Annotated in this window: 19 protein-coding genes and 4 tRNA genes; 8 read left to right on the forward strand and 15 right to left on the reverse strand. The window is 41.8% G+C overall.

Annotated features, from left to right (window positions below; translation table 11 throughout):
- Positions 1-2: 2 nt before the first annotated feature.
- From ACTJJQ_RS15790 to ACTJJQ_RS15825, 8 genes are all read right to left on the reverse strand, one after another.
- Positions 3-866 carry a two-component system regulatory protein YycI gene (locus tag ACTJJQ_RS15790; RefSeq protein WP_017368442.1) on the reverse strand — a complete coding sequence of 288 codons (864 nt, stop codon included), beginning with the start codon at positions 864-866 and terminating at the stop codon, positions 3-5.
- Complete coding sequence (yycH, locus tag ACTJJQ_RS15795) at positions 853-2,232, reverse strand: two-component system activity regulator YycH (RefSeq protein ID WP_024718466.1); 1,380 nt, start codon at positions 2,230-2,232, stop codon at positions 853-855. The genes ACTJJQ_RS15790 and yycH overlap by 14 nt, the downstream gene beginning before the upstream one ends.
- Positions 2,222-4,060 (reverse strand): cell wall metabolism sensor histidine kinase WalK, encoded by a 1,839-nt coding sequence (gene walK / locus ACTJJQ_RS15800; protein ID WP_007497390.1) that lies wholly within the window; start codon positions 4,058-4,060, stop codon positions 2,222-2,224. Before walK ends, yycH begins: the two co-directional genes overlap by 11 nt.
- Before the next feature lie 7 nt (positions 4,061-4,067).
- Positions 4,068-4,775: a response regulator YycF gene (gene yycF / locus ACTJJQ_RS15805; RefSeq protein WP_017359978.1), complete on the reverse strand. Its 708-nt coding sequence runs from the start codon at positions 4,773-4,775 to the stop codon at positions 4,068-4,070.
- 347 nt (positions 4,776-5,122) lie between these two features.
- Positions 5,123-5,195 (reverse strand) — tRNA-Phe (locus ACTJJQ_RS15810).
- A 26-nt stretch (positions 5,196-5,221) separates the two neighbouring features.
- A tRNA-Asp gene (locus tag ACTJJQ_RS15815) sits at positions 5,222-5,298 on the reverse strand.
- Positions 5,299-5,379: 81 nt separating this feature from the next.
- A tRNA-Glu gene (locus ACTJJQ_RS15820) sits at positions 5,380-5,451 on the reverse strand.
- A 6-nt stretch (positions 5,452-5,457) separates the two neighbouring features.
- Positions 5,458-5,533: transfer RNA gene (locus tag ACTJJQ_RS15825), tRNA-Lys, on the reverse strand.
- Between the two features lie 332 nt (positions 5,534-5,865).
- Here ACTJJQ_RS15825 and ACTJJQ_RS15830 point away from each other — a divergent pair.
- Complete coding sequence (locus ACTJJQ_RS15830; RefSeq protein WP_039170410.1) at positions 5,866-6,390, forward strand: peroxiredoxin family protein; 525 nt, start codon at positions 5,866-5,868, stop codon at positions 6,388-6,390.
- A gap of 30 nt (positions 6,391-6,420) precedes the next feature.
- Here ACTJJQ_RS15830 and ACTJJQ_RS15835 read toward each other — a convergent pair whose 3' ends face one another.
- From ACTJJQ_RS15835 to ACTJJQ_RS15850, 4 genes are all read right to left on the reverse strand, one after another.
- Positions 6,421-6,630, reverse strand: a complete 210-nt coding sequence (locus ACTJJQ_RS15835; protein WP_024718463.1) for a hypothetical protein — start codon at positions 6,628-6,630, stop codon at positions 6,421-6,423.
- A 15-nt stretch (positions 6,631-6,645) separates the two neighbouring features.
- The gene (locus tag ACTJJQ_RS15840) at positions 6,646-7,779 is read right to left on the reverse strand and encodes a DUF418 domain-containing protein (protein WP_241511662.1); all 1,134 of its coding nucleotides are present in this window, start codon (positions 7,777-7,779) and stop codon (positions 6,646-6,648) included.
- 131 nt (positions 7,780-7,910) lie between these two features.
- Positions 7,911-9,206, reverse strand: coding sequence for an adenylosuccinate synthase (locus ACTJJQ_RS15845; protein ID WP_007497400.1), 1,296 nt, complete (start codon positions 9,204-9,206; stop codon positions 7,911-7,913).
- A 216-nt stretch (positions 9,207-9,422) separates the two neighbouring features.
- Positions 9,423-10,004 (reverse strand): TetR/AcrR family transcriptional regulator, encoded by a 582-nt coding sequence (locus tag ACTJJQ_RS15850; protein WP_304414256.1) that lies wholly within the window; start codon positions 10,002-10,004, stop codon positions 9,423-9,425.
- Between the two features lie 137 nt (positions 10,005-10,141).
- Between ACTJJQ_RS15850 and ACTJJQ_RS15855 the strand changes: the two genes are divergently transcribed.
- A complete protein-coding gene (locus ACTJJQ_RS15855; protein WP_148779908.1) occupies positions 10,142-11,347 on the forward strand; it encodes a cytochrome P450 in 1,206 nt (401 codons plus the stop codon).
- Between the two features lie 32 nt (positions 11,348-11,379).
- On the opposite strand, the gene ACTJJQ_RS15860 is transcribed toward ACTJJQ_RS15855, so the two are convergent.
- The 3 genes from ACTJJQ_RS15860 to ACTJJQ_RS15870 all read right to left on the reverse strand — a co-directional run bounded on the left by ACTJJQ_RS15860 (position 11,380) and on the right by ACTJJQ_RS15870 (position 14,529).
- Entirely contained in the window at positions 11,380-11,793 is a 414-nt protein-coding gene (locus tag ACTJJQ_RS15860; RefSeq protein ID WP_008347509.1) for a VOC family protein, read from the reverse strand.
- A 130-nt stretch (positions 11,794-11,923) separates the two neighbouring features.
- Positions 11,924-13,288 carry a replicative DNA helicase gene (gene dnaB / locus ACTJJQ_RS15865; protein ID WP_003214779.1) on the reverse strand — a complete coding sequence of 455 codons (1,365 nt, stop codon included), beginning with the start codon at positions 13,286-13,288 and terminating at the stop codon, positions 11,924-11,926.
- Between the two features lie 284 nt (positions 13,289-13,572).
- Positions 13,573-14,529, reverse strand: a complete 957-nt coding sequence (locus ACTJJQ_RS15870; protein WP_440600383.1) for a DUF4885 family protein — start codon at positions 14,527-14,529, stop codon at positions 13,573-13,575.
- A 109-nt stretch (positions 14,530-14,638) separates the two neighbouring features.
- Here ACTJJQ_RS15870 and ACTJJQ_RS15875 point away from each other — a divergent pair, with 109 nt between their 5' ends.
- The 6 genes from ACTJJQ_RS15875 to ACTJJQ_RS15900 all read left to right on the forward strand — a co-directional run bounded on the left by ACTJJQ_RS15875 (position 14,639) and on the right by ACTJJQ_RS15900 (position 21,687).
- Positions 14,639-15,496: a hypothetical protein gene (locus ACTJJQ_RS15875; RefSeq protein ID WP_440600384.1), complete on the forward strand. Its 858-nt coding sequence runs from the start codon at positions 14,639-14,641 to the stop codon at positions 15,494-15,496.
- Positions 15,497-16,232: 736 nt separating this feature from the next.
- Entirely contained in the window at positions 16,233-17,114 is an 882-nt protein-coding gene (locus ACTJJQ_RS15880) for an alpha/beta hydrolase (protein WP_039168998.1), read from the forward strand.
- Between the two features lie 7 nt (positions 17,115-17,121).
- Positions 17,122-17,907: a 2,3-dihydro-2,3-dihydroxybenzoate dehydrogenase gene (locus ACTJJQ_RS15885; RefSeq protein WP_440600385.1), complete on the forward strand. Its 786-nt coding sequence runs from the start codon at positions 17,122-17,124 to the stop codon at positions 17,905-17,907.
- A 26-nt stretch (positions 17,908-17,933) separates the two neighbouring features.
- The gene (dhbC, locus tag ACTJJQ_RS15890) at positions 17,934-19,115 is read left to right on the forward strand and encodes an isochorismate synthase DhbC (protein ID WP_440600386.1); all 1,182 of its coding nucleotides are present in this window, start codon (positions 17,934-17,936) and stop codon (positions 19,113-19,115) included.
- 25 nt (positions 19,116-19,140) lie between these two features.
- A complete protein-coding gene (locus tag ACTJJQ_RS15895) occupies positions 19,141-20,760 on the forward strand; it encodes a (2,3-dihydroxybenzoyl)adenylate synthase (protein ID WP_440600387.1) in 1,620 nt (539 codons plus the stop codon).
- Between the two features lie 18 nt (positions 20,761-20,778).
- Positions 20,779-21,687, forward strand: a complete 909-nt coding sequence (locus ACTJJQ_RS15900) for an isochorismatase family protein (protein WP_039169005.1) — start codon at positions 20,779-20,781, stop codon at positions 21,685-21,687.
- Positions 21,688-21,700 lie beyond the last annotated feature (13 nt).

A 21,700-nucleotide genomic window follows, 5' to 3' on the forward strand; every position in this document is an offset into this window, starting at 1 on the left:
TCTCACTCCAATGAAGATTTGTCTTCTTTCTCTATATGATCAAGTGTTGAGCCATCAATGGCATTGATCAAATATTCTTCTTCTGTCTTTTTCTTTGAACCAGCTGCCACGCCTTCAATCTCTACTCGCCATACAGGAACCATTACTTGAGTGCTTGCACCTGGGTATTGCGTGTAGTAGCCAAGCTCCACTTTTTTCACTGTCGTGTTTTGGCTCAGCATATTTTGTGTATATAAGTCCTTCACCGTTTCAAGCGCCGGGACAAGGGTTTCTTTTCTCACTTCATTAATCGATGTCACCATCGACTGCCGATACGAGACGACCTCGTTTTGATCGTTCACATCCAATGTGATCTTCCCAATGGTTTCGGTGTCATCAAGACCTTCTTGGAAGATGTATTTTCCTTTATACGTTTGGAAAAAGACGATTTCACCTGTTTCTTCATCGATGCTCCAGAGCTTATAATTCTTGCCATCCAGCAAACGCTGGCTCACAAGATTGGTCGCTGCTGTTTTCATATCTTTTTTCGGCAATGCGACTGGTTTATTGAAGGTCATTTCAAGCAGGGTGACAGGATCATCTTTCTCGGTTTTCGGGAATGTGCTTTTCGTCTTTTGATCAGCTAATCCGTCGACATCCTTTTTCGTATATTGCTTTTTCTCAGCTGTAATACGGTATCCAATCTTCGCTTCATCTGATAGATTGCCATATTTGATTCCGTCTGCCTTCATTTCTTCCAGCGTATCTGTTTTTTCGATAATCGCAAAATGATCGGTCGATCGCTTTTCAAAGTATTGAAAACCTAGAAAGATATCGAGAACGAGAAAGGCTAGGATAAAGATCGTTTTGGTCTTATTCCACTCCATGATTCTCGCTCCCCTCTGTCAGCAAATCATTCGATAAAATGACGGTTTTTCCGTTATATTTCATACACCATACTGGCTCTAGCCAAACAAACATCGCTTGATCTTGATCTGATGCCGTGGATGTCGCTTGATAGGCAGGGAAAATCTGTTCAATTTTCTCTAAATCATCATACTTCGTCTGCTTGATGATCAAGTTTTTCAGCTCTGTCCCATTCATCAGTTTGACCTGTTCACTCTGACTCGCTTTGTTGCCGAGAATGTAGTTTGGACGCTTATAACTCAAGATGTCATCATTCGCCCATTGCACTTCAAGTGATGTCATACCAAATGGATGTTTTGTGCTGTTGACGATCGGCAGTCCATCCATAAACATATTAAAGGACAGCTGCTGGTTGCTGTTAATGCCGAAGTATTGATAATTATCGGTAAAACTTCCGGTATCATTGAAATACTTCACGCTTCGCTTGATCAAATCTCCCGTTTGGAATACGGTACTAGAATTGATATTACGATGCTGATATTGGATGCGGTGGTCTTTTTGATTTGCTTCAAGACGACTCGTTCCATCTGTATACACCGTCCGGTTTAAATTAGACTCCTCCCCAACTAGACTTGGGTCTGTAAACAAAGCGTCCTTGAATTTGCTTGTCTTAATCGTTTCGATAAAGAACATTTTTGCTTCAAGCTGCTTTTGCTTCTGCGGCAGAAGGAAATCTCGTTTTGAATTTGTAGAGAAAGTATATAGATCATAACGCGGCATCTCGTTTTGAGCGGCTGCAATACTATCCATCAAATTACGATAGTTGGCAGATTCAATCGTTAGCTCAAGCACCGATTCCTTGCTGTATGAAACCAAATAAACTTTCTTATTGGCCTTATCCGGCTGAGCGAACGGCACAATCATCCGGTCAAACGAGTTGTATTCAATGGATTTATTCGGCCATTTAAACAGCGCTTGGAAAATATCAATCGGAATCGGATCATTGAACACAAGATCCAATGTTTTGCCTTGCCCCTCGCGTCCATAGAAGAAATTCTTAAATTTCTGCTCGGAATATTGGTCCGACACATCAGCAATCTCTTTGACATCCCACAGGCTCACATCATTCCAAAAGTTTTGGAAGAGTTCCTTTTGATCCACTTTGAAATGCTCTCCATTGGAATGGATGAACATCTCACGCGGCTTCACGACATCAATGAGACTCCGAGGCTCGTCGCTTGAAATCTTCTTCGTTTCCACGACCTGTGTGCCGGCATCCGCCTGATCCTGCATGACGGGCTGGAACATCCAAATATTCCACGTAAACACAAGACTGATCGCAATTAGGATTGTCAATATAATGGTTTTAAAGGTCTCACGCTTCATCCCAATCATCCTCTTGTTCTTCATTGTACGGAAGGGTAAAGGTTACCGTTGTTCCTTTTCCTTCAATGCTGTCAGCCCAAATATCTCCGCCATGAGCCTGAACCATTTCTTTTGCAATCGCAAGACCTAGGCCGGTTCCGCCAAGCTTTCTTGTTCTTGCCTTATCCACTCGATAAAAACGTTCAAAGATTTTATCCATATCCTTCTTCGGAATACCGATTCCTTCATCTTTGACACTGAATAACACAAGACCTTGCTCCTCATCCAAATCGACAGTGAACGTAATGTGTCCACCCTCTGGCGAGTATTTCATAGCATTGGAAATGATATTATCGAGCACCTGAGTGATTTTATCTTGATCAATTTCCACATATATTTCACGCTGCGGCAAGTTGCGGATGAAATCGACATGCTGCTCCTTCGTCATTTCAAAACGATCAATGACGAGCGAGATAAACCTGATAAAATTCGTCCACTCACGATTGAATTGATAATCCTTGCTGTCGAACTTAGACAGCTGGAGCAGGTCATTCACAAGTCTAATCATGCGCTCTGTTTCGTTTTGCGTGACACTGAGGAACCTTGGCGCAAGCTCTTTATCACCAATCGCACCTTCAGCGAGTGCCTCCAGATAGCTTCGCATCGTCGTAAGCGGTGTGCGCAGCTCATGCGATACGTTCGCCACGAATTCACGACGTTCCGCATCAATTTTTTCCTGCTCGGTTACGTCATAAATGACTGCAATTAAACCATCAATCTTCCCATGCTCTTTCTGAATCACTGAGAAATTGACACGCAAAACAGACAACTGATCTTCGCGTTCAATTTCTAGTAGCATGGAGTCTTGATTTTCGACTAAATCTTCAAATGTATGAGTTTCTTCTAAGCCAAGCAAGGATGTGATCGGCATCTCTAGAGCTGTTTCACGTGAAACATTCAACAGCTCTAGTGCTGGGCTGTTTAATAGAATAATGGCACCATTTTGATTCGTGGCAATGACGCCATCGGTCATATAGGCGATAACAGAAGAAAGCTTTTTCCTCTCACCCTCTGTCATCAGCTGCGCTTCCTCCAGCTCTCTCGTCAGATGGTTAAATGTCGTCGCTAGCTGACCAATCTCATCATGTCCATACTTTCGGACCTTTCTGGAAAAGTTCCCTTTGGCGAGCTCTATCGCTTGCTTTCTCATATCCGAAATTGGGTGTGTAATGGTTCTGAATATGAATATACCAAGTAGAGCGGTCGTCCCAAGTGCGATGAGTGTACCCGTCGCCAAAATGGTGTTGATCGTTCGCATTTGGTTAAAAACACTTTCCATGGATGAGACCACATAAATGACACCAACGGTTTCTTGGTTCTCATTTTTCACGGCTGTCGCTGATATGCGGACTCGTTTATTCGATTCTGGGTCATAGAATTTTTTCTCGTAGTCTTTGCCAACCGCGAAAATACGGCTAATGATTTGATCTGTGATTTTCTTCCCGGCAATCTCTTGACTGCCATTATTCACAGAGGCAATGACCTCTCTGCTTTCGTCAATATAGCTGACTTCAGAAATTTCATTAGACTCATCTTTGTTGTTAAAATCGTTTAATATCTTTTGAGCATCCTCTTTTAATTCTGCCTTGCTTTTCGATGAATCTTGTTCTAGGTAATACGATAACGAGTAGATTCGCTGATTCAAGGAATTATCATAGGAATTAATTAAGGACTGCTCTAGCTGCTTCACAAAGTACACGCCAATGATCTGCATGGCGACAATGATCAGCAGCACATAAATCAAGGTCAATTTAAAGTGAATCGAGCGAAAAAAACCTACTTTACTCATAAGAATCTTAGTCCTGCTCTGGGTTTCTTAAATAGTAGCCGACGCCTCGTCTTGTTACGATCCAGCTCGGGTGGCTAGGGTTGTCTTCAATTTTTTCACGAAGACGGCGGACTGTCACGTCTACTGTACGGACATCTCCGAAGTAATCGTAGCCCCAAACCGTTTGCAGTAAGTGCTCACGTGTCATGACTTGTCCAATATGTTTTGCTAAGTAATGAAGCAATTCGAACTCACGATGCGTTAACTCAATCGTTTCGTCACGCTTAGACACAACATACGCATCTGGGTAGATCACAAGTGAACCAATCTCGATATCATTTGATTCAGATTCTTCCTCTGATTGCGGAGCAGCCGTCTGTCTTCTTAAATTTGCTTTTACACGTGCAAGCAGCTCGCGTGTACTGAATGGCTTTGTGACATAATCGTCCGCGCCAAGCTCAAGACCAATGACTTTATCGATTTCAGAGTCTTTTGCTGTCAGCATGATAATCGGCATATCATATTTCTTTCTCACTTCACGGCATACTTCAACGCCATCTTTGTTCGGTAGCATAATGTCGAGCAAAATAATGTCTGGCTTAATTTCTTCTACCATTTCAAGGGCTTCATTTCCATCATACGCACAATGAACCTCGTAGCCCTCTTTTCTTAAGTTAAATTCCAATATATCCGCAATCGGCTTTTCATCATCTACGACAAGAATCTTTTTTTCCATTGTGATTTCCTCCTGCATTTTTAGCATCTATGTCATTCCATTTTGCATGTCTCATTACGCCTTTTTCATTTACGAAAAAAAGGCTCACTGTCTATTATAACGTTTTACGAGGCAAAGATAAAAATAATAACGGCTTTCTTTGCTAGTAAACGTTGGATAGAAGAACTTCACCCAAAAGATTTGATGACTTTTTCCTTTTTTATTGAAACTTTTCCAATCACCAAACGTCTATATACATGTAACGTCTTCTTCTTATGGAGCCGGGCCCTACCTAGGTCCGGCTTCTCCCTTTTTATGCCTTCTTTTCATAATAAAAACGCACCTGCGATTGCAGATGCGTTTGGAAGTGGCTCGGGACGGAATCGAACCGCCGACACACGGATTTTCAGTCCGTTGCTCTACCAACTGAGCTACCGAGCCATCRTCAAAAGATKMATATGTATAAATGGCGGTCCGGACGGGACTCGAACCCGCGACCTCCTGCGTGACAGGCAGGCATTCTAACCAACTGAACTACCGGACCTCAGTAACTTGCCCGAAAAAGCAATCGTGGTGCTCCTTCAAGCAAGTGAGGAAAAATTAGCTTAACGCTAAAGTAAATCAATGACCCGTACGGGATTCGAACCCGTGTTACCGCCGTGAAAGGGCGGTGTCTTAACCGCTTGACCAACGGGCCAAAACATGGTGAGCCATGAAGGACTCGAACCTTCGACCCTCTGATTAAAAGTCAGATGCTCTACCAACTGAGCTAATGGCTCTCGGTTTGTGAAAAGTGAATCTGAAGAAGCTGTATTGCGTCAAACCAATCGCTTTAAAAGCTGGAAAATCGCATCTTAACAAGTTTCAGAGACCTTTGCAACAACGAGATTTATAATATCATAGAGTAATTACATATGGCAATACGTTTTTCGACATTTTTTTAAAAAAAGTGTCGGATTTGATATCTTCTGTTACATCGCCTAAATCCGAAAGCGCCTTCATTCAATCAATGGCCACTGCCCAATCCAGCACACAGAAACGTTTGATTCCGAACAATATTGGTTATACAAGAAACAAACAGCATGGTGATTGAAAAAGGAGGAAGCATAGGATGAGTTCATTTAAATTAGGAGATAAAATGCCCGATTTTTCACTGCCAACAGTGCAGGGCGATCACATTGAGTTTTACAAACATTTAGAGGAGCATCAAAGCTGGCACCTTATCGTTTTCTTTAGAGGATCATGGTGCCCAGTATGTGTCGAAGAATTAAAAGAGCTGGAAAAACAGCAATCCTATTTTCAAGAAAAGGATATTCACTTAATGACGATCTCAACGGATAATCCTGAAGACTTGAAAGAATTTGCAGACAAAGAGGGACTTTCTTTCCCCATCATGTCTGACCAAGACCTCACATCATTGAAAGCCTATGAAGTCTTCTATCACGGGGAAGATGCCCCATATGAAGATCACGGGGTGCACGGAGAACCCGCCTACTTCTTATTAAATGAAAAAGGCCAAGTCCTCTATCAACAAAGACAAACAAGTCCATTTGGCAGACCGCACGCCAACGAACTGCGCAAAATCATTCAATACATTCGTAAAAATTTAAAAGGCCAATATAAAAGCCTAAAATAAAAAAGAAGCTCTCATCAGAGGGCTTCTTTTTTATGAATGTTTTTTGTTGTATAGCCAATCTGCGGTGAAAAACACAAGAAGACCTGTCATTAAAATCACAAAAGTCACAGGTGTACTCTCACCTTGAAAAAAAGCGTAAGACGCATGTCCTCCTAATGCTAGAAGATAAAAAACAAACGCCGATCCTGCTGCTTTTTGTGCATTGGCTTGTTCTCTTTTCGTCGTTTTTTTGAAAAACATTGTATCTATTCCCCTTTAAGATGCTTTCTTCATTGTCACACGGCGAAGTGCCCGTGATCTGATATACTCCATTGGCCCAATACGCCAGACGTGTAAGCAAAGGGCTGAAATGGCGATTTGCAGCAGAGAGATCAACAACCATGACAAGACGATAAGGGGGGCGTTGATTTGACCGCCAAGACCCAATCCCCAGCTGTAAAAAAGGATCGAGCAGATGACATTTTGCAGGATATAGCAGCTAAGCGCCATTTTCCCTACATATTCAAACCAAGTCCACATGAACCATGACTCCGTGCGTGCTAGAAGCTTCGCCACGACAGCAATATAGAAAATAGAGAGGAATGGCGAAAACACATAGCGCACCACGAATTCCACTATGTCATTTGGTACAAAGACGAGCGCATTCAGCGGCAGTCCAATCCACAAACCCATTCGGAACAATGTTTTCCGTAGAGTTTGCCCACGCTCATTTGCATAAAATACACCGGCTCTCATCATCCGCACACCTAATAAAAACAAAAAGGTATTCATTGGGATAATAAAGATCGCTTCTTCTCGGTACATCAAAAAGTGCTGTAATCGGTCTTGAACTTGAGATATCCATGTCTCCGGCAGTTGTTCTTCGTACGCTGGTTCACTGCTCTCGTCATAGGATTCATTTTCCAATTCAGAGAAAGAAAATACAACGAGAAAAGCCGTCACCAACAAATGAATGACACCCGAGACAATCATGCCTTTTTTGATGCGCCGACTTCCTCCACGGACAATAAACGCCACAAGCAAACCCGTGATGGCGTAACTCATGAGCACATCATATTCCATCACTAGCGCAAAATGGACAAAGCCTTCAATAAATAAAAATAAAAGAATCCATAAATATGTACCCGGCCAAGTCATATTTTTTCTTTTCGCCTGCTGGTATTTCAGCTCTAGCCCTACGCCAAACATGATTGTGAGCAGCGATAGCATTTTGCCATAAACGAACATAGAGACAAGACTTTCAAGAAAACTGCCATTTTCATATTCATCCGCAATTTGATCTGTCGCAAAGGTATCCCCTGCGTATGCAAAAAACCAGACGTTTGTACCCAATGTGCCTAATATCGCAAAACCTCGTAAAATATCTAATAATCGTATTCTTTCTTTCACTAGAACGCTCCTTCCCTTTTATACAGTTATCATATTTTGGTAATGACAGGAAGAGCGTTCCGTAGAAATTAAGGAATATTTAAACAAAAAAACACCAGTAAAATGTGTGATTTTACTGGTGTCTGATCAGTCTATAATGATGGACGGTACACGCTGCGGACAACGTTCGTTTGGGAACGGTCTGGTCCGACTGAGAAAATAGAAAGTGGAATACCTGTTAATTGTGAAATGCGCTCTAAGTAATGACGGGCATTTGCAGGCAGTTCACTTAAATTCTTCACACCTGTAATATCCTCTGTCCAACCTGGCATTTCTTCGTAGACAGGTTCACATTTCGCTAATTCATTTAGACTTGCTGGGAATTCTTCAGTGATTTCTCCGTTCAATTTATAAGCGACACAGATTTTCAATTTCTCAATCCCTGTCAGTACATCGATGGAGTTAAGAGATAAATCTGTAATTCCGCTCACACGGCGTGCATGACGGACAACAACACTGTCAAACCAACCAACACGGCGCGGGCGGCCAGTTGTCGTACCGTATTCACGGCCAACTTCACGGATTTGATCGCCAATTTCATCATGGAGTTCTGTCGGGAATGGGCCATCACCTACACGAGTTGTGTAAGCTTTTGATACGCCGACCACATGTTGAATTTTCGTAGGACCTACACCAGAACCAATCGTCACGCCTCCAGCCACTGGGTTAGATGACGTCACGAACGGATATGTTCCTTGATCGATATCAAGCATAACGCCTTGTGCCCCTTCAAAAAGAACACGGCGGCCTTCATCTAGAGCATCGTTCAATACAACAGATGTGTCCACGACATATTTTTTCACTTGCTGACCATATTCATAATACTCATCTAAAATATCTTCAATTTTGAAGCCTTCTGTGTCGTACATTTTCTCTAAAAGACGATTTTTCTCTTCTAGATTACGGGCAAGCTTCTCTTCAAATACTTCACGATCTAATAAATCTGCGATACGGATTCCGACGCGGGCAGCTTTGTCCATATAAGCTGGTCCGATTCCTTTTTTCGTCGTACCGATCTTGTTAGCCCCTTTCCGCTCTTCTTCTACCTCGTCCAATTTTAAGTGATAAGGCAGAATGACATGGGCTCTATTGCTGATTCTGAGGTTATCTGTACTCACATTCCGTTCGTGAAGATACGCAAGCTCAGTGACCAACGCTTTAGGATCAACCACCATTCCATTACCGATGACACAAGTTTTCTCTTTGTAAAAAATACCGGACGGAATGAGGTGTAGCTTGTAAGTCACTCCATCAAATTTGATTGTGTGACCTGCATTGTTTCCCCCTTGATAACGGGCAATCACCTCTGCATTTTCTGAAAGGAAATCGGTAATTTTCCCTTTCCCTTCGTCACCCCACTGCGTACCTACTACGACTACTGAAGACATATCGTGCACCTCCGTTAACCTTTCAAAACGTTATCTCTTTCAAACACATTTATTTTATCAATGGACAATGAAAAAGTCAACGTGAAATCCGAACATTAATATCTCGAAATCAAATTTTGTTCGTTTTACATGTGAGGAAAAGCGCTTTAATTGCTCATTCTACGCTTAAACAAGAAGATTTCGATCAAAATTACTGTTTTTCTCATTTCCGTTTGTTCAGTGATTTTCAATCAATTGAATCATCGAACTTGCCATAAAGTCGGGTGAATATGGTCTACCTTTTCTCAGCCACCACTCAGCTGTTCCAACATAAGCAGAAATGACAAATTGCTTCTGCATTTCGAGAGGAACGTGTTGTGGATCAGGTGGTGAACCTGTAACTTCTTCGAGCCCCAAAGTAAAGCTTTCTTCAAAAAAAGCACTGGCCGTCTGATGAATATTAAGCTCTTTTCCCCTTTTCAAGAGAATCTGATACTCCTCTTCATGTTCCTGCAAATGCTGATAAAAGCGATAAATATACACATATGCTGCATGGTCGCTCTTCCACTCATTTTCATGTACAGGAGCAAAAATAGCGGTTTTCATGACATCAAACATCTCATCCATGACCTGCTGAGCTAAGTCAAACTTATCCTCATAATGCTGATAGAAGGTTGTGCGATGGATCCCTGCCTTGTTCGTCAAATCTTGTACAGAAATCTTCCCCCATTCCTTCTCCTTTAATAACTGAAATAATGCTTTTCTTAATTGTTGCTTTGATTCAGTTGCGCGCTTATCCCCTCTGTAGCAGTCCGCCACAAGCCGCTCTCCCCTTCCCATTTTCTTCAACAGATTTCGCTTTTCTGTTGGTTGAATCCTTTCTCCTGATGAATTACCTTTAAATCTAACACAGTAAAAAAAAGGAATCATCTGACAACCCATAAGGAGTGATGATCATGGAAACAACAACACCTAGTGCCGTTCAAAAAGCGTTATTAAGAGGGAAAAATAAGCAGGACCCGTATCACCCATTTGATTGGTACGCCAAAATGCGTCAAGAATCTCCTGTTCATTTTGATGAACACAGCCAAACATGGAGTGTCTTCACCTATGAAGAAGCAAAGCGCGTCACCATCGATAAAGATACCTTTTCTAGTCAACCTCCTCAAGACCACCGGAAACATTCACTGATGAAAACAATGGTCATGATGGACCCGCCAAAACATACACGAATCCGTTCCATTGTAAGCAAAGCTTTTACACCCCGGGTGATGAAATTGTGGGAACCACGCATTCAAGAGTTAATGGATGATCTCATTGGACAAATAGAAGGTAAGGAAGAGATTGATCTTGTTCAAGACATCTCCTATCCGCTTCCTGTGATAGTCATTGCAGAGCTTTTAGGTGTGCCAACAGAACATAAACAATCCTTTAAAGAATGGTCCGATATCCTCGTCAGCATGCCTAAAAGTGAACATGAAAAAGATGTCGTTGAATGGCAAAAAACACGGGATCAAAGCGAAGCGGACATGATGGCGTTTTTTGCTGACATCATTGAAGAGAAGCGGCAGAACCTTAGTGAGGATTTGATTTCGCTTTTAATCCAAGCGGAGGAAGATGGAGATAAGCTGTCCGCAGACGAATTAATTCCTTTCTGCAATCTTCTCCTGTTAGCAGGCAACGAAACGACCACCAACCTGATCTCCAATATGATCTTTAGTTTGTTAGAAAATCCGGGGTCGTATGAAGCGCTCGCTCAATCACCTGACCTCATTCCTCGAGCTGTGGAGGAGGCTGTCCGTTTTCGTGCCCCTGCGCCTACAATTGTCCGGTATGTCACAGAAGACACCGAACTTGGAGGGAAAGTCTTGAAAAAGGGAGACAGTGTGATTGTCTTTCTTGCTTCTGCGAACCGGGATGAGCGTCAATTTCCAAACGCACATGAGTACGATATACACAGGCACCCTAATCCTCATATTGGCTTCGGCCACGGCATTCATTTCTGCCTAGGCGCACCACTTGCTCGCCTAGAAGCCTGCACTGCCATCAAAGCCATACAGTCACGATATGAATCACTAGAGCTTCTCTCTTACGTCCCAATGACAAGCAGCGGTATGTATGGACTAAAAGAACTGAAGCTCCGTGTCACGCCTCGTTCCTAACAAAAAAGGCTCCCACGAGATGGGAGTCTTTCTTAATCAGGTGTAATTCCTTCTGTATTCATGAGCACCACTCGATATCCATCTGGATCTTCAATCGTCACGCCTCCTCGATCCCAGTACGGGTTCGTAGAGGTGACATGCCGTCCACCAAATGCGATCAGTCTCTTTTTCATCTGCTGAAATTCTTCTTCATTCGGAATATAGAATACAAGCAGCTGCTCTGGGTGGGGAACAGGCAAGCTTTCGTCTTCTTCATGTTTGGTGATTTCCAGATGAACATGCTGGTGAGGAAGCCCAAGCATGACCCCATCATACCCTTCATGCTGATCAAATGAGCCAATTCGTTTCAGCCCTAAACCTTCTTCATAAAAAGAAACAACCTCTTTCATGTTGACGGTCGGACGTGCGATGCGTAATTGAGCGGCTTCGAATTGTTGAAACTTCATCAGTCATCACTCCTTTTCTCTCCCTTTAGTATACGCTCTCTTTTTCTACCACTCCTCCTCATTTCGACTGTTTTTCAGTCATTCTTTCGATGTAGATGGATCAAAAAAGCCCAGCTTCTTGAGCTGGGCTTTAAGCACCGGGCGGAACACCCGCATCGTCAAATCTTCTCTCTAAGTTGACGAATTTGTTATATTCTTTCACGAAAGCCAGTGATACCGTTCCAACTGGACCGTTACGCTGTTTCGCAATAATAATTTCAATAATGTTCTTATTCTCTGATTCTTTGTCATAGTAATCATCACGATAAAGGAACGCCACAATATCGGCATCCTGCTCAATACTTCCTGATTCACGAATATCAGACATCATCGGACGTTTGTCCTGACGCTGCTCTACCCCACGAGAAAGCTGTGATAAGGCAATGACCGGCACTTCAAGTTCTCTTGCTAGTGACTTTAAAGCCCTAGAAATTTCAGATACCTCTTGCTGACGGTTATCGCTTGATCGTCCACTCCCTTGGATGAGCTGTAAGTAGTCAATCAGGATCATGCCAAGCCCGTTTTCTTGCTTCAAACGGCGGCATTTCGAGCGAATTTCACTGACTCTAATGCCAGGTGTATCATCAATGAAAATCCCACTGTTTGATAGCGAACCCATCGCCATTGTCAGCTTACCCCAGTCCTCTTCTGTGAGGTTACCGGTTCTTAGGTTTTGTGCATTGATATTTCCCTCGGCACAAAGCATACGCATGACCAGCTGCTCAGCGCCCATCTCTAAACTAAAGATGGCGACACTTTCATCTGTCTTGGTTGCAACGTTTTGTGCAATATTTAACGCGAAGGCTGTTTTCCCTACGGACGGACGAGCCGCTACAATAATCAAGTCATTTCGCTGGAAGCCAGCTGTCATCCGGTCAAGCTCTGAGAAACCCGTTGGAATCCCAGTAATATCACCTTTTCGATTATGAAGCTGTTCAATATTATCATATGTCTGAACAAGAACGTCTTTAATGTTTTGGAAAGCTCCTGAGTTTTTACGCTGAGCCACTTCCATAATGGTTTTTTCAGCATCACTCAATAGATCTTCTACTTCATCCTCACGCGTATATCCATCCTGTGCAATGGTTGTCGCTGTACGGATCAGACGTCTTAAAATGGATTTTTCTTCTACAATTTTTGCATAATATTCAATGTTTGCGGCAGTTGGGACAGAGTTCGCAATATCTGTTAAATACGAAATCCCGCCTACCTCTTCTAGTAAGTCTGTATTGGCAAGTTCTGATGTCACCGTGACAAGGTCAACCGGTTCCCCTCTATCACCAAGTACAAGCATCGCATTGTAAATCTTTTGATGCGACATTCTATAGAAATCCTCTGGAATTAATACCTCAGAAGCGAGCGTTAGCGCAGATGGTTCTAAAAAAACAGCACCTAATACGGCCTGCTCGGCTTCTATATTTTGCGGCGGCAGCCGGTCATCGAGAAGTTCCGTCATGCCAAGCACCGTCCTTTCATAAAAAAATACGCTACTCATCATTTTAACATTTTCATCAATAAAAAAGTGAAAAACATCAACTATAGTCAAAATTACCATGTCGATGTTTTGTTGAACAGCGAAACAACACACTTCAAATAGAAAAGACTCTGTAACATAAATTGTTATAGAGTCCTTTGTATCGCTAATGGGATTTGTAGCTGTTGTTGTTCACACATGTGATCGATACTCCAACATGGCAGTACACGCACATGATCAAATATTGAAAATATCAGGTGCGTTTTTTAATCTATCGTTTTCTTAACTCCGTAATTCACCTTTTGTCCAATGTCATATAAAGACCCGTTTTCATACCCAATAGATAGCACCAAATCAGGAATAGAATCATATCCGTTCTTCGCTAGATCAAAGAGTTGTGCACCATAATGTGATGCAGCAATGCGGGCATTTTCAGCTGTGTATGGGTTTTTCAGAAGTTCTTCTTTGTACATATCAAAAATATTCGCTCCGGTATCCGTTACAAATTGACCGTTTACAATGCTTAAATCTTTTAAATTGTAGCCTGTCACCGTTTTGATTTGATTGACAAGGTGGAACTTTGCAAGTGAATCCGGCGTGAATTGAGTCGAATCATCATTTCTACTTTTCATAATATGAAAAAATAGTTCTCTTGTATTGTTGCTTGTATTCAATATGTCTTCTATTTGTTTGACCAGCGACTCATCAGTTGATCCACTCACCACTAATTTAAAATGATTCGGATCAATGGTAAAAGTTAAATTAGCATTTTTAGGAATGTTCAAACCATTGGTAGAAAACAAAGCTTGCAGTTGTTCGTTCACCTTCTGACGATTTAATAGTTTCTTTTCTACACTTTCTTGGGTAGGATCGTACCGTTTTTCATTACGGAAGGCGGCATCATTAAAATTATAATACCCTCCTCTCCCATGGTTAGCCCAACCAATTTCCATAGAGTAAGCAGCATCTCTTTCTGGTTTGGTTAGGTCACTTCTGAAATAAGGAGAGTATGGATTTCGATACTTATCAAATATATGACCATGAGGATCTTTGAATCGTTTATTTTGTTCATTTATTTTTTCATATTTTTCATCTAATATTTTCATCCGTCTATCAGATTCGGTCATCACTTCATTTGTACTTTTAATAGCTGATTGGCCTTTAGAATCTATTTGATTCAGATTGTTCGAAGAACTGGCTGTATATGACGTATTAATATTCATTTTGATTCTCCTTTTTTAAGAAAATAGTGATTATTAAATATATCGGCAATTCAGTTAAAATTTGTTAGTTTAATGTCGATATAGTAATTATTACAAGTAGGGTTAATATATGACAAATACTATCTTTAAACGTTTATTATTACCAGCATTATTATTGGCGCTTGTTACTAGTTTTTTTGCACCTACTTCAGCAGAAGCAGCAATTACGGAGAATAATAGTCCTAACACTGCAAGTTCAATGGGATATTGGAAAAATAGTCGTTCAGACACGACAATCTTACCTGAAGGTGAAAATGAAGCATATTATCAGTTTACGATCAATAAAGGTGAAAGAGTTTATGTCAGAAGTTCGTATAATAAGCAATATACTGGGATGAAAATCGAGGTTTATAATTCAAAATATTCTGATGCGAAAACAGAAGTAATTAATCCTGATTCAGTCACACCCTTTATTTTTGCAAATACTGGTGACGTGACTTCAACTTCAGAAACTTATTTTGTGAAAGTAACCCGTGGTACATATAGCGGAAACATGTATTTTACTGTTTCCATTCAAGATCGTATTAAATCTGGAAATGGGACATTCAATTTTACGGGGACTGCTACAAACTTGGGGAATTCTTCTTTAAATTTTTTAGGGGTTGATTCTTCTGTCATTACAATGGATTTAACGAACAATTCTTCTATTCCTAAAAGTGCAATTGTCAAATCGATTACGACAACTAGCACTCAAACACCCAACCAAGGGAATGTCACACACAAACTGATGGCTAGTGATAGTAACATTTGGTATCAATCACTTTTCTCCTCTGCAACAAGTGGTTCTTATCGTATATCTCTGGATGATCAATTAAGAGTCGCTCAAAAATGGAGCTTTAAGTACAACGCAAAAGCTACAGCGAGATCTACTATGAGCAATGTCAAAGCCGATATCCGTTACGAATATGATGTCACAGATGGATTTTAATTGAATGGTGTTTACACCGATATGATCAAAAAGTAAGGGAGCATCCCTTACTTTTTTTATTGCCTCATTTTTGATGTTATATGTTATTTCGCCACTCTACAGTGCTTGTCATAATTGCTTCACTTCATGATATTCCTCCACTATAAACGTATTTTTCAGCTTGAGCTGATTTTCAAGCAGATTTAGCCTCAGTTTTCCTAATGGGGGTTTCATTCTACCTACATTCCCTGCGATCTTGTCTTCCATAGAAAATTGTCTATGAATTTAAGCATGATATTGAATAAGTTGTGAATTAAGAACACTAACTTTCCCCAAAATCCACCTCTTTTTTTCTAAAAACACAAGAAGGTCTATAGACTTATTTTTCTCAAAATTATTTCAAGAAGAAAAACCTATATTTAATCATGATTCAAACAGAAGAAAATGGTAAATAATTTGAGATTGCCAAGGTTTTTTGGCATTTCTACTCTGTTTTAATGACACAATCCGGCATTCTCTATTTCCAATCATTTGGTAGTTAGTTAGTCCTTTATTTTCTGAATATTTAGATCAAATTATCGATTATACCACTTTATGAACATTTGACTTCCTAATTGATAAACATTATCATTTGATTTGCTTGCGTGATAATTGAGAATCATTTTCATTTAAATTTTTATTAATACACTCATCCAATATCCGCAAGCCTGCTTTTATCATCATATGAGGTCAATTTGAGAAAGGGGATTTTTCACATATGGCCAAACGCACTGAAGGAATGGGTACTGATGATTCACTTTTTGGAGAAAGCCGTCCTTTTTTTATACCTGGGACGGAGCAACTAGATATCACAGCACACCCATACAGACTTTTTATATTTAAACCGAATACCACTCCTCCCGAAACTGGTTTTCCAGTCATGTACGTGCTTGATGGGAATTCACTTTTTGGCACAATGGTCGAAGCCATCCGTTTACAGTCAAGAAGACCTGAAAAAACAGGTGTCGTACCTGCTATTATTGTTGGAATTGGTTATCAGACAGAAGCGCCCTATCATCCGCTTAGGCATTATGATCTCACTCTTACCGGCCCTGACGTTTCCATTGAGGGTAAAAGAAAGGACTTCTCCATCCATACATATGGCGGCGCCTCTGCTTTTTTTTCTTTTTTAGAAAAGACGGTTAAGCCATACATTGAGCAGCGCTTTCCGATTAATCAGAGTCGTCAAACACTATTTGGCCATTCTCTTGGCGGGCTTTTTGTATTACACACACTATTTGAGCACCCTGACGCTTATCAGACATATATTGCGGGCAGTCCTTCTATCCACTGGAACAAAGAATTATTTCTAGAAAAAGAACACCAATTTACCAACCGCATCCGTCAAGTGCCTATGGATGTAAGGCTACTTGTAGGTGTAGGTGAGTTAGAAAAACATCATCCATGTCAAATGAATGCTCATGCAAAGTCTCTAGCCAATCGTATGCTGCCTTTATCCTCGTATGGCTTGCATACGACCTATCACGAATTTCCTGAAGAAGGACATACGTCTGTTTTACCGGTGCTGATGAATGACGCTTTTCGTTTTGCATTTTATCATCAAGATCCTTTAACAACTACAGACTTGAAAGAAAGGTAGTGAACACATGAAACAGAGTGGTCTGTCTCATAAAATTGCCCTTATTACAGGCGCAGGGCAAGGTATCGGACAAGCAGTCGCCAAAAGACTAGCAGATGAAGGTGCGATCATTGCAGCAGTTGACACAAATGAAGATCAGCTGCAAAGCACCGTGCAGAAGTTGAATGATAAAGGCATACGTGCCTTTGCCTATCCAAGTGACATTACCGATCAAGCATCTGTTCAACATATTGTCGATCAAATTGAAAAGCAAATTGGCCCCATTTATTTACTGGTCAATGTAGCAGGCATTCTTCGGATTAGTTCGATTGATCAGATTAGTACAGATGATTGGCACCAAACCTTCGCAGTCAATACACATGGTCTCTTTTACATATCCCAAGCTGTCTCCAAATACATGATGAAAAGATCAGAAGGGGTCATTGTGACTGTCAGTTCTAACGCAGGTGCCATTCCTAGAATGAATATGGCTGCCTATGCTGCTTCAAAAGCAGCAGCTACTTCTTTTACAAAAACGCTTGGATTAGAGCTGGCTACCTATGGCATTAGATGCAACGTCGTCTCGCCCGGCTCTACCGCAACACCTATGCAATGGGCTTTATGGTCTGATGAGCAAGGAGCAGATCAGGTGATTAAAGGTTCATTAGAGACGTATAAAACCGGTATTCCTTTACAAAAAATCGCTGACCCTCAACAGATTGCTGATGCAGTCATCTTCTTTGCATCTGAGCAATCCAGTCATATTACGATGCAGAATCTCACAATTGATGGTGGTGCAACACTCGGAATTTAGCATTTTATCAAAAAGGAGGCCTTTTCATGAAACATTCATTATTGTCGACAGAAGAAAAAGTACAGCTGATCCAAGACTATCAGCCAGGCGCATTTTTCCTTGCTTCTCCTAAACGAGCGTTACTTGCAGAGGGGATATTCCAGCATATTAAAACCAATCAACTCGATGAACTATCCAAAAAGGTAGCCCATGTTTTTGAGACTGCCAAACAAGCTGGTATTCAAACACCGATTGTTGCTGGTGCTGTTCCGTTTGATCCGGCGCAACCCGTTCGTTTAAATGTGCCAGTCCATGTACAGTTTAGTGATCCACTCGAATTTCATCAAGGTGATGAGGATTCAGAAGTGACATCACAATCCTATGAGGTGACACCTGTCCCTTCTCCTGAAGTCTACATGAATGGTGTGAACGAAGGGTTAGCTAAAATTGAAAAAGGAGAGCTTAGCAAAATCGTCATTTCTCGATCTCTCCATCTCAAATCAAATCAAGACATTCATACGAAAACAATACTCGAACGACTGGCTCGTCATAATACGAATGGCTATACATTTGCTGCAAACGTAGCTGATCCGAAATCTTCCCAAAAGCGCACACTTCTTGGGGCAAGCCCTGAGCTGCTTCTTTCAAAAACTGGTTCATCTGTGATTTCCAATCCACTCGCTGGTTCTCGGCCACGCAGTTCAGACCCCGTAGAAGACCAGCGTCGTCACGATGAACTTCTTACTTCTGCAAAGGATTTACACGAGCATGCAGTGGTTGTCGATGCTGTCACTAAAGCGCTTGCTCCTTACTGTCATACGTTAGATGTACCTGCATCACCATCCGTCATACAGACAGAAACGATGTGGCATTTATCTACTCTGGTCAAAGGTGAATTAACAGATTCCAATGTGTCCTCCATTGATATAGCGCTTAGCCTCCATCCAACACCCGCAGTATGCGGAACACCTACAGCAGATGCACGTGAAGCCATTCAAGCGATTGAACCCTTCGATCGAGGATTTTTCACAGGAATGGTCGGTTGGGCAGATGCAAATGGTGATGGAGATTGGATTGTCACCATTCGCTGTGCAGAAGCTGAAGGTCACTCCCTTCGCCTCTTTGCTGGTGCAGGAGTGGTCAAAGGATCAAAGGCAGAAGAAGAGCTAGCCGAAACATCTGCAAAATTCAACACGATGCTTCATGCGATGGGCATCCATCAGCTATAAAAATACATAGGAGATGACAAAAGACATGTTTGTTCAACCACCTACATGGCCAGAAGAATTTGCAAAACGCTACCGTGAAAACGGCTGTTGGCGTGGAGAAACCTTTAGCGGGATGCTTCGTGAACGCGCCGTATCGTTAGGAAATAAAACAGCGATTACATACGCTGATACACACATGAGCTATCAAGAACTTGATGAGCGCGTCAGCAGTCTTGCTGCCGGTTTTCATCAGCTTGGAATCCAAAAGGGAAGTCGAGTTGTCGTGCAGCTTCCTAACATTCCTGCTTTTTTTGAAGTCGTTTTCGCTTTATTTCGAATCGGTGCTTTACCCGTCTTCTCACTGCCATCTCATAGAAGCAGTGAAATCACTTATTTTATTGAGTTTGCCGAAGCAGACGCATATGTCATACCAGATGTCGATGGCGGCTTTGATTATCGATCACTCGCACGTCAAGTGAAAGAAAAGCTTCCCTCATTGCCTCATGTCATTGTTGCAGGAGAAACTGAGGAATTCCTAAACTTGGATGATTTGCGCAAGGACCCAGCGCTTGATCCACAAATACATGTAGAGGCAAGCGACATTGCGTTTCTTCAGTTATCTGGAGGAAGCACAGGCCTTTCAAAGCTCATACCTCGTACACATGATGACTATATTTATAGTCTTTGGAAAAGCAATGAGGTGTGCGAGCTCACACAACATAGTGTGTATCTAGCTACACTTCCAGTTGCACACAACTATCCATTAAGCTCGCCTGGCGTCCTTGGGACATTATACGCTGGTGGAAGAGTCGTTCTTGCACCTGGATCAAGCCCTGATGTCGTCTTTCCACTCATTGAAAAAGAACGGGCGACTATTACCGCTGTCGTTCCACCAATTGCATTGATTTGGCTCGAAGCCGCTCCTCATCGATCAGATGACTTATCGAGTCTTGAGGTCTTACAAGTCGGTGGTGCTAAATTAAGTGCTGAGGCAGCAAAACGAGTGATGCCTGCCCTTGGGTGTAAGTTACAGCAAGTTTTTGGCATGGCAGAAGGTCTGGTCAACTATACCAGATTGGATGATCCTGAACATGTCATTATCCATACACAAGGACGCCCGATGTCTGAATATGATGAGGTACTAGTGGTAGACGATGAGGACAAGCCCGTCCCGAATGAAGTGGCTGGACACCTTTTAACAAGAGGACCTTATACGATTCGCGGCTACTATAAAGCCGATGAACAAAACAAAAAAGCATTTACACCCGATGGCTTCTACAGAACAGGTGACATCGTGCGATTAACCAAAGAAGGAAATGTTGTTGTAGAAGGCAGAGACAAGGATCAAATCAATCGTGGTGGCGAAAAGGTTGCTGCTGAAGAAGTTGAAAACCATTTACTTGCACATCCTGACATTCATGATGCCGCCATGGTGTCCATGCCAGATCCATTTCTTGGCGAACGCTCATGTGCCTTTGTTATTGCGAAAGGAAACAACAAACCAGCACCGCATGTCTTAAAGTTATTTCTAAGAGAACGTGGGCTCGCTGCCTATAAAATTCCTGACCGCATTGAATGGATTGATGCGTTCCCACAAACAGGTGTAGGAAAAATCAGTAAAAAAGCATTAAGAGAATTAGCTGCAATCCATACTGCCAACGTATAAAAAAGAGGAGTGAAAACCATGGCAATCCCTACTATTCCTGCGTATCCAATGCCAAGCATACATGATTTACCCGAAAATAAAGTGAACTGGATCCCTGATCCGAAACGTGCTGTCTTGCTGATACATGACATGCAGCAATATTTTTTAAATGCATTTCAACAAGATACTTCACCGATTACAGAGTTAGTGCAGCATATTGAACAATTACGTGATACGTGCAAAGAACTCGGCATTCCAGTCGTCTATACAGCTCAACCTGGCGATCAAGACCCGAAGGATCGTGCCTTATTAACCGATTTTTGGGGACCTGGTCTTGGTGATGATGAAGCACTGACAAAAATCATTGATCAGCTTGCTCCATCTGAATCAGATACAATGCTGACAAAATGGCGTTATAGCGCATTCAAAAAATCCAACTTTTTAGATCTTCTTCACGAAGGCGGACGTGATCAACTGATCATTACTGGCGTATATGCACATATTGGATGTATGCTGACAGCCGCAGAAGCATTCATGTTCGATATTGAAACCTTTTTTGTCGCCGATGCCGTCGCTGACTTTTCACTTAAGCATCACAAAATGGCAATGACCTATGCAGCTGAACGCTGTGCAGTCACCACAACGACAAACCAAATCATCAGTCGTTTAACAGGACAAGAAGCAAACAGTGATGACCTATCCTTTGATGCCATCGTTCACCAAGTAGCTGAGTATCTTCAAATCAATCCAAATGAAATACCGCTTGACGAGAATCTCGTCTACCTTGGCCTTGATTCAATTAGAATGATGAGCCTAGCGGAAAAGTGGAGACAGCAAGGAGCAACAGTCAATTTCGTTGAGCTTGCAGCAAATCCAACGCTCATGTCTTGGCGGACTCTTCTTTTCCCAGAAAAACAGCCATCTATCCCAAATATCGATTACTTGTAAAGGAGGTTTAGGC

Source organism: Bacillus sp. 22483 (genome assembly GCF_052044605.1).
In the GTDB taxonomy this organism is placed as follows: domain Bacteria; phylum Bacillota; class Bacilli; order Bacillales; family Bacillaceae; genus Bacillus; species Bacillus altitudinis.

Bases quoted from the DNA above. Each gene is read 5' to 3' on its own strand.
- ACTJJQ_RS15885 (WP_440600385.1), top strand. From the start codon at position 17,122: ATGAAACAGAGTGGTCTGTCTCATAAAATTGCCCTTATTACAGGCGCA.
- ACTJJQ_RS15855 (WP_148779908.1), top strand. From the start codon at position 10,142: ATGGAAACAACAACACCTAGTGCCGTTCAAAAAGCGTTATTAAGAGGG.
- ACTJJQ_RS15880 (WP_039168998.1), top strand. From the start codon at position 16,233: ATGGCCAAACGCACTGAAGGAATGGGTACTGATGATTCACTTTTTGGA.
- ACTJJQ_RS15845 (WP_007497400.1), bottom strand. From the start codon at position 9,206: ATGTCTTCAGTAGTCGTAGTAGGTACGCAGTGGGGTGACGAAGGGAAA.
- yycH (WP_024718466.1), bottom strand. From the start codon at position 2,232: ATGAAGCGTGAGACCTTTAAAACCATTATATTGACAATCCTAATTGCG.
- ACTJJQ_RS15875 (WP_440600384.1), top strand. From the start codon at position 14,639: ATGACAAATACTATCTTTAAACGTTTATTATTACCAGCATTATTATTG.
- ACTJJQ_RS15830 (WP_039170410.1), top strand. From the start codon at position 5,866: ATGAGTTCATTTAAATTAGGAGATAAAATGCCCGATTTTTCACTGCCA.
- ACTJJQ_RS15870 (WP_440600383.1), bottom strand. From the start codon at position 14,529: ATGAATATTAATACGTCATATACAGCCAGTTCTTCGAACAATCTGAAT.
- ACTJJQ_RS15835 (WP_024718463.1), bottom strand. From the start codon at position 6,630: ATGTTTTTCAAAAAAACGACGAAAAGAGAACAAGCCAATGCACAAAAA.
- ACTJJQ_RS15860 (WP_008347509.1), bottom strand. From the start codon at position 11,793: ATGAAGTTTCAACAATTCGAAGCCGCTCAATTACGCATCGCACGTCCG.
- ACTJJQ_RS15790 (WP_017368442.1), bottom strand. From the start codon at position 866: ATGGAGTGGAATAAGACCAAAACGATCTTTATCCTAGCCTTTCTCGTT.
- yycF (WP_017359978.1), bottom strand. From the start codon at position 4,775: ATGGAAAAAAAGATTCTTGTCGTAGATGATGAAAAGCCGATTGCGGAT.
- walK (WP_007497390.1), bottom strand. From the start codon at position 4,060: ATGAGTAAAGTAGGTTTTTTTCGCTCGATTCACTTTAAATTGACCTTG.
- ACTJJQ_RS15895 (WP_440600387.1), top strand. From the start codon at position 19,141: ATGTTTGTTCAACCACCTACATGGCCAGAAGAATTTGCAAAACGCTAC.
- dnaB (WP_003214779.1), bottom strand. From the start codon at position 13,288: ATGACGGAACTTCTCGATGACCGGCTGCCGCCGCAAAATATAGAAGCC.
- dhbC (WP_440600386.1), top strand. From the start codon at position 17,934: ATGAAACATTCATTATTGTCGACAGAAGAAAAAGTACAGCTGATCCAA.
- ACTJJQ_RS15900 (WP_039169005.1), top strand. From the start codon at position 20,779: ATGGCAATCCCTACTATTCCTGCGTATCCAATGCCAAGCATACATGAT.